Origin of the sequence: Collinsella sp. TF12-2AT, from assembly GCF_003436735.1 — a bacterium.
Taxonomy (GTDB): Bacteria; Actinomycetota; Coriobacteriia; order Coriobacteriales; family Coriobacteriaceae; genus Collinsella.
The window spans coordinates 1-13,489 of the sequence record NZ_QSQK01000020.1 but is presented as its reverse complement, the minus strand read 5'-3'; the positions used below and the strand labels follow the sequence as shown (position 1 = coordinate 13,489).

The 13,489-nt window shown below is 59.7% G+C and carries 11 protein-coding genes; 1 reads left to right on the top strand and 10 read right to left on the bottom strand.

From position 1 onward, the window contains the following. Positions 1–233 precede the first annotated feature (233 nt). The 10 genes from DXD24_RS09865 to DXD24_RS09820 form a co-directional block, all read right to left on the bottom strand. Positions 234–701: a YfcE family phosphodiesterase gene (locus tag DXD24_RS09865; protein WP_117640999.1), complete on the bottom strand. Its 468-nt coding sequence runs from the start codon at positions 699–701 to the stop codon at positions 234–236. Between the two features lie 97 nt (positions 702–798). Then, entirely contained in the window at positions 799–1,515 is a 717-nt protein-coding gene (locus DXD24_RS09860) for a LytTR family DNA-binding domain-containing protein (protein ID WP_006235156.1), read from the bottom strand. 72 nt (positions 1,516–1,587) lie between these two features. Continuing rightward, positions 1,588–2,931: a histidine kinase gene (locus tag DXD24_RS09855; protein WP_055310084.1), complete on the bottom strand. Its 1,344-nt coding sequence runs from the start codon at positions 2,929–2,931 to the stop codon at positions 1,588–1,590. Next, a complete protein-coding gene (locus DXD24_RS09850; RefSeq protein WP_117646635.1) occupies positions 2,928–4,115 on the bottom strand; it encodes a glycosyltransferase in 1,188 nt (395 codons plus the stop codon). The genes DXD24_RS09855 and DXD24_RS09850 overlap by 4 nt, the downstream gene beginning before the upstream one ends. A gap of 171 nt (positions 4,116–4,286) precedes the next feature. Further along, positions 4,287–5,546, bottom strand: a complete 1,260-nt coding sequence (locus DXD24_RS09845) for an MFS transporter (protein ID WP_117646634.1) — start codon at positions 5,544–5,546, stop codon at positions 4,287–4,289. A gap of 101 nt (positions 5,547–5,647) precedes the next feature. After that, positions 5,648–6,592, bottom strand: coding sequence for a zinc dependent phospholipase C family protein (locus DXD24_RS09840; protein ID WP_117646633.1), 945 nt, complete (start codon positions 6,590–6,592; stop codon positions 5,648–5,650). Between the two features lie 92 nt (positions 6,593–6,684). Then, entirely contained in the window at positions 6,685–7,419 is a 735-nt protein-coding gene (locus DXD24_RS09835) for a LytTR family DNA-binding domain-containing protein (protein WP_117646632.1), read from the bottom strand. Positions 7,420–7,454: 35 nt separating this feature from the next. Next, positions 7,455–8,840 carry a sensor histidine kinase gene (locus DXD24_RS09830; RefSeq protein ID WP_233502393.1) on the bottom strand — a complete coding sequence of 462 codons (1,386 nt, stop codon included), beginning with the start codon at positions 8,838–8,840 and terminating at the stop codon, positions 7,455–7,457. Between the two features lie 117 nt (positions 8,841–8,957). Continuing rightward, entirely contained in the window at positions 8,958–10,235 is a 1,278-nt protein-coding gene (locus DXD24_RS09825) for an amidohydrolase family protein (protein ID WP_055310078.1), read from the bottom strand. Positions 10,236–10,366: 131 nt separating this feature from the next. Further along, a complete protein-coding gene (locus DXD24_RS09820) occupies positions 10,367–11,818 on the bottom strand; it encodes an APC family permease (protein ID WP_117646630.1) in 1,452 nt (483 codons plus the stop codon). Between the two features lie 356 nt (positions 11,819–12,174). Here DXD24_RS09820 and DXD24_RS10295 point away from each other — a divergent pair, with 356 nt between their 5' ends. Further along, positions 12,175–13,176, top strand: a complete 1,002-nt coding sequence (locus DXD24_RS10295; protein WP_233502392.1) for a C39 family peptidase — start codon at positions 12,175–12,177, stop codon at positions 13,174–13,176. The last annotated feature ends 313 nt before the right edge of the window (positions 13,177–13,489 follow it).

Genomic DNA, 13,489 nt, shown 5'->3' with positions numbered 1-13,489 from the left:
GCACATTAAGTGCTTTCCTTTGCGTGCGGAACTCGCGACAAACTTAACCCCCGCCCTCAGCCCCGGAAGCCCTCCCTGCCGTCACATTATTCAACCAGTTTTGCGGGCGTGCGCCGCTGCGCGGCTAGCCCGCGTGCTCCTCGGCGGGGTTGGTCTGATTGTTTTTGTTGAAGCTCTGCCTTTGGCTCAAATGGAAACGGGGGACGCATCTGCATCCCCCGTTTTTGTTGCGGTTAGTCCAAGTCAATAAACTTAGTGGTCAGTATCTTGCCGTCTTTGACGAGCATTCTGGCCATGGTGGGGCCTCGGCTGCCTCTGGGGTAGCTGGCGCTGCCCGGGTTGAGGACTAGGCAGCGGCCCACTTGGGCTTCTTTGGTTACGTGGGTGTGGCCGTTGATGGCTACGTCCACGGATCCCACCGGAAGGTCTTCGCGGTAGTGGGCTACGGCGAATTTGAGGCCTTCGTAAGTAAAGAGCGCAAGACGGTCTACATCGGGGCCGTAGTCGCGGTAGTAATCGTTGTTGCCCAGTACGGCCCGCACGGGGGCGATGGTGCATAGGTGCTCGTAGTCCATCTCTGACGTAAGGTCGCCGGCGTGGATAATCAGGTCTGCGCCCTCAAGCTCGTCCAGGAGCGCAGGCGATAAATAGCCGTGGGTGTCCGAGATGATGTCGATACGCTTGGCGCTTGCACTGTTCATGGGATCCCTTCCGCAAAAAAACGATTCGGCAGATGCATACAAAAAAGGCCCCACGGCTCCGCAGACGATGGGTCTACAGGGCTGCGGGGCCAGTGTGCTAGAGGCTCAGGGCCTTCTTGAGCGGCACGACGCGGCGGCGCGAAACCGGCACGCGTTCGTCGACGCCCGTAATGCCCAGCTGGATGGCGCCCGAGGGCACCGTCTCGACGTCCGTAACGCACGCCAAGTTGACGATATAGCGGCGGTGAACACGGAAGAAGCCAAAGTCGCAGAGCTTGGCCTCAAACTGCGCCAGCGAGGTCGTCGACAAAAAGCGATCATCGACGGTATAGATGCAGGAGTAATCGTCCTTGGCCATGATAAAGCGAATGTCGTCCACGGGAATGAGCACCTTGCGGCCGCCCTTTTCCACCGGGATACGCTCGATGGTCACCTTGCTGTCCGTAACCGGCTTGGCGCGTTGCATGACTTTCTCGATCGCGCGATCCAAGCGAGCTTCCTCGACCGGCTTCATCAGATAATCGACGGCATCCACGTCGAATGCCTCGACCGCATGGTCGCTATACGCAGTCACAAATACGATCGCCGGCGGATTTTTGAGCTTATGCAGCGCCTCGGCAAGTTGCAGGCCCGAGGCACCGGGCATCGAGATATCGAGAAACACGACATCCACGCGACTTTCCATAAGCATCTCGATGGCGGAGCGGACGCTCGACGCCTCCGTGATCGTGCCGATCTTGCCCGTTTGCTCGAGCAAGAAGCGAAGCTCCGAGCGAGCCGGCGCCTCATCATCCACAATCATCGCACGCAGCATAGGGATAAAACCTTTCGTCAACTAACTACGCCGGGCATCCGTCGCATGACGTTGAGCCCGTAGCCTTTTATTTTACTCTTGAATGTCAAAGATGCTCTCTGACAAATCAAGATGAAGGAGCACTTTGGTGCCCTTGCCCGGCGCCGATTCGACACGCGTATAGGAGTGCGGCCCATAAAAGCGATGGATGCGCTCTGAAATATTGTGCATGGCCACACCGGCGCCGCCACCCTGGGGAGAGCTGGCGTCGGGACGGGCAGAGCGCTCGTCAAACAGTCTGGCGGCGGTACCCTCATCCATGCCCACGCCATTATCGGCCACGGCAATCAAGATTGCATCCTCGCCGTCTTGGTGAACGGTCACGTCGATCCTCAGGGCGTCGTCATCGCCCATACCATGACGTACGGCGTTCTCGACAATCGGCTGGATCACGAACGCCGGCACCAGCGTATCTTCCACGTCCTCGGACACATCGAACGTCGCAAGCACGCGGTCCTCGCCAAAGCGGGCCTTCTCAAAGGTAAGGTAGCGCTTGGTCTGTGCGACCTCGCGCGAGACCGGAATAAGCGATCCCGAGTTGTCGAGTGTGGCACGATAGAACGATGAGAACTCACGAAGCAGTTCGCGGGCCCGCAGCGGGTCGGTGCGCGTAAACGATGCAATGGTGTTCAGCGTGTTGAACAGGAAGTGCGGGTTAATCTGCGCCTGCAGCGCACGCACCTCGGCGCGCGCCGTGAGCTCCTTTTGCACCTCGAGCTCGTGGATGGCGAGCTGCGTGGACAAGATCTCGGCAAAGCCCGAGGCAAGCGCGTACTGGGTACGGTCGACGGCGCGCGGGGTCTTGTAGTAGAACTTGAGCGTGCCGACGGTACGATCGCCCACCTTGATGGGGGCGATAATGCCGGCGGGAACTTGGTTGTGCGAGCCGTCCGAGCCCACGACATCCACCATACGGTTGAACGACTGCACGATGCCATGTTCGATAACGTAGCGTGTGGCAAGCGTGTGGATGGGAGAATCTGGCAGTAGTTTTTCCTCAAACTCTCCCGCGCAGGCAAGCACGTTGCCCTCGTCGGTGATGGCCACCGTCATGGCGCGCGTCTCGGGCAAAATGCGCCGGCACACCAAACGCGCCGACTCCTGCGTCAGACCGCCCTTAATGTCCTCGAGCATGGCCGAAGCCACCGAGAGCGTCTCCTCGGTGTACTGGGAGCGCACCGAATCGGGATTGAGCGTCAAAAAGATAAAGATGCACAGAAAGATGCACAGCAGCGCGCAGGCAATCACCGTGGCGATCGGCTCGATACCGGTCACCAAGGCAAAAATAAAGTACACCAGCACGCAAATGGCGCAGGCAACGGCAATGATGCGAAAGATTGATATTGAACTATCGCGCTGGGCGCGGCGGTCGATCATTCGGCCCCCTCCAGGATACTGATCAGTTGTGCGTCACGCCAAAGCCCGTCCATGATCTTGGGCCAAAAGCTCTGGAAACGCAGGTAGCTTGCAGCGTTTTGGCGCGCATAGGCCTTTGCCTCGTCGATGCCATGGCGCCAAATGCGCAGGTAGCCCTCATGCTCGCGGGTAAACACGCTGCGGACCATAGCGGTCTTGCGCACGCGGTCGTCGAGCTCGCGCGAAATCCACGGGCCCGGGTAGGGCATGAGTGATGCCGCCGTAACGGGAATGAGCTCCTTTTGATGCGCGGCGAATGTCAACTTGGCCCGTTCGTAGTACCAACGGTATACATCCTGCATAAAGCGCGGTGAGCGCTTTTCGGACTCCGGAGGCAGATGGCGCACGGTCCACTCGTTATCGAACCACACGTCGTAGCCAAACATGCGCATGTTAAAGAGGTAATCCAAGTCCTCGCCGCGGGTGATAAACGGGTCAAAGGCCACACGCGTAAAGGCGCGGGCGTGCAGGGCCATCAGGCCGCCGCACACGTAGTTGGAGCGCGAGATGCGGGTGCCCGAGAGCGCCTTTTTCATCCAACGGTTGAACTCGATGCGCTTGGTCCACCAACGATGGCAGATGCCCGCCTTGTCCGTGGGAGCCAGCGGCGAGCCGTCGCGATCGTAGAAATAGCCGCTCTTGACCAAGATCGGCAAGCCCTGACGCGTCTGCTGCCCCAACGCATAGGTCGCGCGCTTCATAAAGTCGGCGTCGATGACAGTCTCATCGTCATCCAAAAAGATAACCGCGTCATGCCCCAGCACAGCGGCACAGGCTAGCCCCATGTTGCGGATGGCACCGTAGCCTCGCAGGCTCACGCACTCGCCCGAACCCTTGGGCGCGATCTGAGCAACCCGGTCTGCGATGCGCGAGGCCTGGGTGTTGGTGACAACGGTGACCTTGAGCGTGGGATGCGCGTCGACAATCTCGCGCACGCGCAGCGACACATCGGCTGTGGCAGAAACGGGACAGACCACCAAAAGGATGATGCGCGGGATGTCACGTACCTGCTCAAGCGAGACCAGGCAGCGGTCGAGTTCGGGATTGTCGGCGTTGAGTCGCGTCGAATGATCATAGGTGCCAGGGGCGTTTGCGCAAGCGTCATCACCCGCCCAATACGTTGGAATCACGACCGTGGCGTTCATGCCTTACCCTCCCTGCAACACAAAAACGGGACGCCGCCAAACACAGGCGACGCCCCGCGACCTAGCTGATTCCATCATACCCACTTGGGCAAATCATTGCTCGCAAGTCGCAATGTTTATTGCGGATAGCCCCAAAAGAGTACCGTGGACAGGCACAATAGCCGCTCGCTCCTATGCGGCATGCTCTGCCGCCCGAGTCATGCGGGACAGGCGGACCAGCAGCATAAAGCCAACGACCAGCAGCACACCAATGGAAAGGACGCCCAGCGACGGGTTGCCGGTCAGCGAGGTGACGACCGACACCAGGAAGGTGCCCATAACGCTTGCATAACGACCAAAGATGTCAAAGAAGCCGTAGTACTCGTTGGACTTTTCCTTGGGGATAATGCGGCCAAAGTAGCTACGGCTGAGCGCCTGCACACCGCCCTGGAACAGGCCGACCATAATGGCAAGCACCCAGAATTCAAAGGCGGTCTTTAGGAAGAACGCGGCGAACAGCACAATCCCCATGTAGGCGGCGACCGCCACCAGGATCATGTTGAGCGTGCCCACGCGTCCGGCGAGCTTGCCGTAGATGATGGCGGACGGAAAGGCCACGAACTGCGTAACGAGCAGCGCCAGCACCAGCTGCGTCGAATCGATGCCCAAGGCCGATCCGTAACTGGTGGCCATGGAAATGACCGTGTGCACACCGTCGATATAGAAGAAGAACGCGATCATGTAGACCAGCACGGTCTTATTGTGGGCAATCTCGCGCATGGTGTGTCCGACCTCGGAGAACACACCGCCCACGATGTGGCCGATGGTATCCTCGGGACCGCGCTCGCGACCGTACTTTTGCTTATAGGTGCGAATGAGCGGCAGAGTAAAGATGAGCCACCAGGCACCAGTGATGATAAACGACAGACGCGTTGCCAGCATGGTAGGGACGCCAAGGGCGGGGCCACCCATGATGAGCGCCAGGCAGATGACGAACGGCACGGTGGAACCGATGTAGCCCCAGGCATAGCCCGAGCTGGACACGGCGTCCATGCGCTCGTCGGTGGTAATGTCGGGCAGCATGGCGTCGTAGAACGTCATAGAAGAGTTAAGGCCGATGGTGCACAGCACGTACACGGTCAAAAATGCCATGGCGGACATTGGGATAGCCTGCGCCAGGCAAAGCACCAGGCCCGTGAGGAAGAAGCCCAAGAAGAACTTGATCTTGTTGCCGGCGTAGTCGGCAAGTGCGCCCAGAATGGGCATGAGCATGGCGATGACCAGCGAGGCGATCGTCTGCGCATTGCCCCAAGCGACCACCAGGTCGGCCGAGGAAGCGCCGGTATTGATGGCGTTAAAGTAAATGGGCACCACCGAGGTATTGAGCAGCACGAGGGCCGAATTGCCCACATCGTACATAACCCAGTTACGCTCGAGCTTGGTGTATTTCATGGACAGGGACCCTTCGTATTTACCCGATATGCAGTTAGTTCATCGTACCCCAATTGTCCAGAAGCACCGGTAAGGATTCGGCAAAGGGGCACGCATGAGCCCTATTCCTCGCGGTCGAACTCCTCATCGGCATTGAGCACGCGACCGCTGTAATTGACATGGTTGGTCACGGCTTCCATATCGCCGGTCTCGATAAAGCGGGCAACCGTGCACTCGTAATCGAGCAGCGCGCGGTCAAAGACCTCGGGGAAGCTCTCGGTCGAGACTTCATCGGTAAAGGGGTTCTTCCATGCCAAGTGGCCCAGGTTGCCGGTACGCTCGGGCAGCTCGGTCGTCACGCGGTGCGCAAGGCCGTCGAGCAGCGAGTAGTCGTGCACCAAGCCCTCAACCAGCGAGATCGCGCGCGTCTTTGCGGAGCCGGCCGGCTCAATCGCGCGGTAAAGTCGCTGCATATTGGCAACGGCAGCACCGTACTCCCCCGCCGGAATGTCAATGCCGTACACGCGTCCGGCAACATAGCTCATCAGCACGCCGGCCACGCGATTGATGCGATCGGTGGTGACGATCTCGCCCGCCGGCGGGTAATCGTCGACCGTAGCGCCATCGCGTTTAAGCTGCAGCATCAGTACATCCAGGTCGCTCTCGATCACGGCATGGACCTGACTGCTCGAATCCTCAAGCTCTGAATCGGACTCCACGATGCCAAACTGTTGCTCATAGACAAAGGGATGGGCGTTGCGGTCGAGCACGTAATGAGACAGCAGGCCCAGCGCAAACGCACGGCCCAGGTTGGCATCACGCGGCAGCAGGTGCGACACGCCATCGCGCAGACACGAGAACTGACGCGACATGCGCGACCGATGCATGACCTGCGCCAGCAGCGTGCAGTCGGAAACACGCGGTGTCAGAATGTGAAAGAAAAACGGGTCGGGGCCTTGGTTGCCCAAGATAAAGGCAATGCGCTCTTCATCGGACGTGATGACGCCCTGCGGAAGACGGTCGATGCTTTCCTCGCCAAACAGATGATGGGTGATAAGCGCGGGCATAATAATCCTTTCGATTTCATTCGATTCCACCCATTATGCCCACCGCGCGCCCATGCCAAACCTGCGATGGTAAACGACGACACGCAAGCCTCTTACGCAAGCCCCAGGTGCGACTTGACCTCGGCGGCACGACGACGGGACACCGGCACCGTCGAGCTCACGCGGTCGAGCCTGAGCTCCATCAACCCCGTGGAACCAATCTCAACATTGTGCACGTCTTCCAAATTGACCAGATAGCTCCGATGAACGCGAATAAAGCCCTCGGAGCCCAAGCGACGCTCGAGCGAAGAGATCGACTCATTGATCAGGTAGGTTCCCTCGGCGCAGACGGCGTTGCAAAAATCGGCGCGCGCCTCAAAGTAACAGACGTCTGCGGCGGGAATGAACACCTTTTTGCCCCCGCGATCCACCGTCAGACGCAAAGGCTGGCGCGGAGCGTGGACAACACGACGGGCACCCAAGGCTGCCTCGATCTTGCCGAGTGCCTTTGACAGGCGTGCGTCCTCGACCGGCTTGACGATATAGTCGACCGCATCGAGGTTATACGCATCGGCGGCGAACTCGGCAAACGCCGTCACAAACACAACCACCGGCGGCGTCTTTAAGTTCTGCAGCGTCTCGGCAAGCTCAATTCCCGAGCGGCCGGGCATCGTGATGTCCAAAAACAACACGTCGGGCTTGCTCGAGAGAATCGACTCCACGGCCTCGGTGACATTGCCCGCCTCGGCAATATGCCCCACGCGCGCGTCCTTCTCCAATAGATAGCGTAGCTCAGCCCTGATGGGAGACTCGTCATCAACCACCAGGATGTTCCAGCCCTCGGACATGTGCGCTTCCTCTCTCTCCTCAATATACTCGCGTGCTACGCCGTCAACGGCGCCGGCTCATGCGGCTCGCCGTTCAGCTCGACGATAACCTGCGTCCCCACGTCCTCCTGGGACTCCACGCGCATGCCGGAATCTTCTCCGTAAAAGAAATGGATGCGCTGAAGCACGTTGAAGAGCGCCAGGCCGCAACCTCGCTTGATGGAGCCGTCGGCGGTAATGCTCTCGGGCTCCTCTCGGCGATGTTGCTCAAACAGATGCGCGCAGACTTCTTCGCTCATACCGATGCCGTCATCTTCGACGATGATCTCCAAGCCGTCATCGGTCTCAAAAGCCCTAACACGAATAGAAAGCGGCTCGGTCTCGCGCTGCGCATGCTTGATGCAGTTTTCGAGCAGCGGCTGCAAGATAAACGGCGGCACCAGGCTGTCGCGCACCTCAAAGTCGATGTCGACCGAAACGCGCAGACGGCCGTCGCCATACCGGGCCTGCATAAGATTGATATAACGAGTGCCCTGTTCCACCTCGTGCTCGAGCGTGGTGAGCGTATCGGAGTCAGAAAGCGTCTGACGATAGTAATTGGAAAAATCGATGAGCAGCGATCGCGCCTTGTCGGGCTCGGTTCGAACGAGCGACACGATCGTGCTAATGGTGTTGAACAGAAAATGCGGGTCGACCTGCGACTGCAGGGCCCGAAGCTCCACGCGGGCTGTGAGCTCGTCCTGGCGCTCGAGCTCAAAGCTGGCGAGCTGCGTGGAGATGAGGTCGGCAAAACCCGAGGCCAACGCCGTCTGGCGCATATCGATGCTGCTCAGGCGGGGATAGTACAGCTCGAGCGTACCCACGCAATGCCCGCGCACGGTAAGCGGCGCGACAATGCCGGCGCGCAGGCGGGGAAAATAGCCGCCCGTCTCATTGGAGGCGTCGCGCGAAAATACACTCTGCTCGCCGGACTCGATCACGTTGAGCGTGGTCTTGAGCACAACCGGGGTGCCGGCAGGGCACTTTGCCGAGTCCTCGCCCCAGCTTGCCAACACCTGTTTGCCATCGGTAAAGCAGATGGCAGAGGCGATGGTCTCGGACAGGATAATTTTAGAGGCGCCCAGGGCCGCTTCGGGCGTAAGGCCGCGCGACGTGTAGGCGAATATTTTTGATGCGATGGCGAGCGTACGGTCGGTTGCGCTCGATGTGAGGTCGTCGGGGACCACAAAGACATACGAGAAAAAGAAGCACAGCATGACCAGGCCGGCAATAACGACAACGCCCGGAACGGGATTGGGATTATCGGTTAAATCCCAGATAAGCAGCAGGATAAGCGCCGGAACGACAATACCGAGCAGGATGGCCTGAACCACATGCTGGGCCGTACGAAAGACCTTGGTAGAGTTGTAGCTCTTGCCCAGAATCAGCCTGTTTAAATCCACCGTCATCCCCTCTTGTCCTTAGCACCCATAGCAATAAAGAGGGCCGCAAGCGACCCTCTCCATTGCATTATGCAATCAAAAACTGTGTTTTACATCAAGCCATCGACAAACGGTATCTTAGGCGCTGTATTTGTTAGCCTCACCAAAAGTGCCAGCCTCGACGATCCAGCCATCCTTCATGATGACGTCCATGTTGTCGGTGTTGAGCACGTGGATGTCGGCGGCGACGTCACCGTTGACAACCAGCAGGTCGGCGCACTTGCCGGCCTCGATGGAACCGGTCTCGTCCTCGATGTGGCACATCTTGGCACCGTTGAGGGTGGCGCAGGTGATGGTCTCGACCGGAGTGAAGCCGATCTTGTCGACGAACTCGTACATCTCCTCGATGGAGCAGGTGCCGTACGGGGTGACGAAGGAGAAGGAGTCGGAGCCGATCGTCATGACGACGCCGCGCTTCTTGGCCTCGCGCAGGCAGTCGTAGTTGCGCTGCAGCTCCTTCTCGACCAGGGTGCCCTCGTACTTGTCGTGCAGCTCGGGGACGTAGACGGGCGGATAGGTGGCGTACCAGGTGGGCAGGAAGGCGATCGTCGGGGTGAAGAAGGTGCCCTGCTCGGCCATGAGGTCCATGGTGCGCTCATCGATATCGAAGCCGTGAATCAGCTGCTCGCAGCCAAAGCGAACGGAGTCGTAGGCGGCGGCGTGGTTGTTGTAGCAGTGACTCCACACGGGGATACCGACCATCTTTGCCTCTTCGACCACGGCCTGGATCTCCTCGGAGCAATAGTGCTGGTCGCGACCGGAATCCCAACGCCAGATGCCGCCACCGGTAGCCCAGATCTTGATGGCATCGGGGTTCTCGCGCAGGCGACGACGGACGGCCTTGCGCAGATCCCAAGGACCATCGACCTGGTCGCCCCAGGGATGGGATTCCTTGTTGAGCTCCTGGGTGCAGTGGTGGGAGTCACCGTGGCCGGCAACGCGGCAGAAGCCAAGACCAGTGGCCAGAACGCGCGGGCCCTTGAAGACGCCCTTGTCGATGCAGTCGCGAATCTGGATACCAAAGCGGCCGATCTCGCAGACGGTGGTGAGGCCGTGGGTGAGGCAGTCGTAGGCCTGCTTGACGGCGACGGCCTGCTTCTCGAGGAGCGGCTGCATGACCCAGTCGGTGTCATCGTCGGTCAGGTTGCCCGAGAAGTGCAGGTGGGTGTCGATCAGGCCGGGAAGGACGGTCTTGCCGGCGGCGTCGATAACCTCAACGCCCTCGGGAAGGTCCTGCATAGTACCGGCATACTCGATCTTGCCGTTGTCGTCGACGAGAACGAGGGAGTTCTCGACCGGCTCGGCACCGGTACCGTCGATGAGCTTGCCGCCAACGATTGCGTACTTAGTGGACATGGTTCCTCCTTATGGATCCATATAGTGGGCGAGGCCATGTTGGGTTATGGCCTCACAAAGCTACCCAAGTGGTGCCGGGTTCGGTGCGCGGAAGAGAGGGGTCCGCGCACCCGATCCGCCCCGGCTAGGCGTTATTTTTTGCGGGAATTGGTGAAGGCCATGAGGGCCAGGCCAACGGCCAGCCAGCCGATCACGATGCTCCACTCCACCATGTTGAGGGAGGCGGGAGAGAACGGGACCACGAGCAGGCCAATGATGACGGCGCAGGCAGCGACAGCGAGGCTGATGCCAAACTTGCCGCCGGGCACCTCGTAGGGACGAGGCAGGTCGGGCTCGGTGAAGCGCATGCGCAGGCAAGCGAGGGCGACCATGCCGCAGGAGAAGATGAAGGCGAGAGCCGACACGTTGGTCAGAGGGATGAGCATGTTCTTGCCCAGGAACGGACCGATGACGGTGATGACGCCCAGAACGGCGCAGGCGAGCTTGGGAGCGCCGGACTTGGGATCGACCTCGGCGAACTTCTCGGGCAGCTGGCCCTTGCGGCCCATGGCGAGCATGATGCGGCTCGTGGCGCCGTAGAAGGAGTTCATCGGGCCCATGGGTCCAAGCGTGGCGATGACGAGCATGGCCAGGTACAGGAGCATGTTGATGCCCTTGAGGCAGGCAAGCGCGGGAACCGGGCTCTTAACAAACTCATGCCAGTCGAGGATGGTGCCGAACGAGTAGATGCAGACCATGTAGAAGCCGCCGGCGGCCAGCAGGGCCAGGGAGATGATCTTGCCGAACTTGTTCCAGTTGAGGCCCTCGGCTGCTTCCTCAGCCTGCTGAGGAATGGTATCGAAGCCGGCGTAGAAGAACGGGGTCAAAACCAGGACCGACACGATGCCGGCGAACAGGCTGGTGCCCTCGGTAGCGGGCTTGCCGCCGCCAGCACCGGTGACCTGGGAGAACACGGGCATGGCGTGTTCCGGCGAACCGGTGAACAGCGAGACACCCATGGCGAGCAGCATGCCGCAGAGCAGAGCCTTGGTCAGGAAGGCCTGGAGCTTGGCGGCCGAGCTGGCACCGCGGAAGTTGAGGAAGATGACGTAGACTGCAAAGCCGAGCGCGATTAGCGTCGGGAACAAGTAAACGTCGGCGCCCAAGATGGTGTAGAGCTTGACGGCGCGCAGCCACTCAAGACCGGGCAGGCTGCCGAACATCTCGGACACGAGGGTCGAAATGGCGATGGCCTCCCACGGGCACAGGATGCCGTTGCCCAGGGCCAGGAGCCAACCGGTGATGTAGCTCAGCGTACGGCCAAAGCTACGGTCGACATACTCGACGATGCCGCCCGAGATGGGGATAGCAGCCGTGAGCTCACCGAAAACAGCTCCGACGGGCACGAGGAAGATTGCACCCAAGAGGAATGCGATCATAGCGGGAACGGGACCGCCGCCCACGACCATCCAGTCGCCGACCTGCAGGACCCAACCAGTACCGATGATGGCACCGAAACCGATGGTGAAGAAGTTCCAGAGCGAAAGCGTTTTCTTCATGCCGCCGTTACCTTCGACTGCAACTTCTGCGTTCTTGTCCGCCATTGTTCCCCTCCTTTCCTTATTGACGCCTCTTTGGCGTCACCCCTTGCGCGGTCTGTTTTGCCGCGCGCTTTTATTTCGTGGCTTTAAGATACGGCCTTGGCGCAGCAGCGCCGCTTGTGGCTCGACCGAAGGCAGAACTGCAAAACGAGCGGCGCCGTTTTTGGGACGAACGGCGGAAGACGTCATTCGTCTTGGACGCTTTCATCTTGTCTGCTTTTGAATACCTGTTGCCGTGACGCTTGGCGCGCGGCGCGGCAACGTTCATACCATTTGTCAGGCTTTTGGCGCACATACCCATGTGTCGCGCCTCTTTTTATGTAGGATAGACAAGTTACACATGAGGCAAGGTGATTCGAATGGCATATGGATACAATGACGGCGACCAACGGCCACAAAGCGTGCGCCTTGCCGGCCGCACCACGCCAACGCCCAGAAGCACCTCCGACAACGACAACCCGCAGCGCCCCCAAGAGCAGCTCGGGGCTTCTTCGCGGCAACAAAGCCGTACCGTGCAGCAGTCAGACCGCATGAGTACGAGCACACGCCAACGCCAGACCAACACATCGCAGCCACGCCGCTACGATCGCCGTAAGACCGACTACTACGTTAAGCGCTCCTTTTCGCGACCTCAACGCGATCGCGGCAATTCCGCCCCTCGCCCCGCGTCGCACACCACAAGTCACGCGCTTCCGGCCCGCCGCCTACGCCTTGCGTTTTGCTCCATCGCCGCCTGCCTCGTCTTTGTGTTTTTGGGATCCTGTATCTCTCACGGATCAGCCGGTCTCGAGCCCACTGCCGAGGACAAGCTGCTTAAAGCTCCCGTCGCACCCGGTTACTCCTTTGCGTTCTCGACCCCACGCTCGCAGTGGCAGCCCGGCACCATGCCCCACATCTACCAAATTGACCCCGCATGGTCGGAGCTGCCCTATGCCGGTGGCACTATTCGCGAAAACGCTTGCGGTCCCACTTGCCTCACCATGGTCTATATCTTTAAGACCGGCCATACCGATAAGACGCCGGTCGATATATGCGCACTGGCCGAAGCCGGCAACTACGCCCCCACTGGTGCCACCGAGTGGTCGTTTATGACAGGCGGTGCGTGGCAGCTGGGGCTCAACGGAACACAGCTCTATAACAATCGCGAATCGATTACCCAAGCACTTCGCTCGGGTGCGCCCGTCATCGCCGCAGTGCGCCCCGGCACGTTTACCAACGTAGGCCACTATATCGTGCTCTACGGCATCGACGATGCCAACCAGATTGGCGTCTACGACCCCAACTCGGCCAGCCGCAGCGCCCGCCGCTGGGGCGTGGTGGAGGTCCTCAACGAAATCGAAGCCATGTGGGCCTACTACTAGTCATTGGGTGTAGTCATTGGGGAAAGACTTAAATGAGTAGTCCCAGATTGCCAGGAACCGCCGGTACGGAAAGCGCATCCCACTTTGGAACTCAATGGTAAGATGCGCTTTCCGCTAGCAGTCCGTTTGGGAAACAACATCCCGCTTTTCGGCCAAATTCCGGGATGCATTTTCCCGTTGAGGACCTCAAAAGAAACTGCACCCGTTTTGGACTACTCATTTAAGTCTGTCCCCAACGACTAGGTGAATAGCAAAAGCCCCGCAGTCGGAGCGGACTGCGGGGCTCATGAAGAGAGGCTAGTTTGTGGGCGTC

Excerpts from the sequence above, each read along its gene's own strand:
- DXD24_RS09865 (WP_117640999.1), bottom strand. The coding sequence starts at position 701 with ATGAACAGTGCAAGCGCCAAGCGTATCGACATCATCTCGGACACCCAC.
- DXD24_RS09860 (WP_006235156.1), bottom strand. The coding sequence starts at position 1,515 with ATGCTGCGTGCGATGATTGTGGATGATGAGGCGCCGGCTCGCTCGGAG.
- DXD24_RS09855 (WP_055310084.1), bottom strand. The coding sequence starts at position 2,931 with ATGATCGACCGCCGCGCCCAGCGCGATAGTTCAATATCAATCTTTCGC.
- DXD24_RS09850 (WP_117646635.1), bottom strand. The coding sequence starts at position 4,115 with ATGAACGCCACGGTCGTGATTCCAACGTATTGGGCGGGTGATGACGCT.
- DXD24_RS09845 (WP_117646634.1), bottom strand. The coding sequence starts at position 5,546 with ATGAAATACACCAAGCTCGAGCGTAACTGGGTTATGTACGATGTGGGC.
- DXD24_RS09840 (WP_117646633.1), bottom strand. The coding sequence starts at position 6,592 with ATGCCCGCGCTTATCACCCATCATCTGTTTGGCGAGGAAAGCATCGAC.
- DXD24_RS09835 (WP_117646632.1), bottom strand. The coding sequence starts at position 7,419 with ATGTCCGAGGGCTGGAACATCCTGGTGGTTGATGACGAGTCTCCCATC.
- DXD24_RS09825 (WP_055310078.1), bottom strand. The coding sequence starts at position 10,235 with ATGTCCACTAAGTACGCAATCGTTGGCGGCAAGCTCATCGACGGTACC.
- DXD24_RS09820 (WP_117646630.1), bottom strand. The coding sequence starts at position 11,818 with ATGGCGGACAAGAACGCAGAAGTTGCAGTCGAAGGTAACGGCGGCATG.
- DXD24_RS10295 (WP_233502392.1), top strand. The coding sequence starts at position 12,175 with ATGGCATATGGATACAATGACGGCGACCAACGGCCACAAAGCGTGCGC.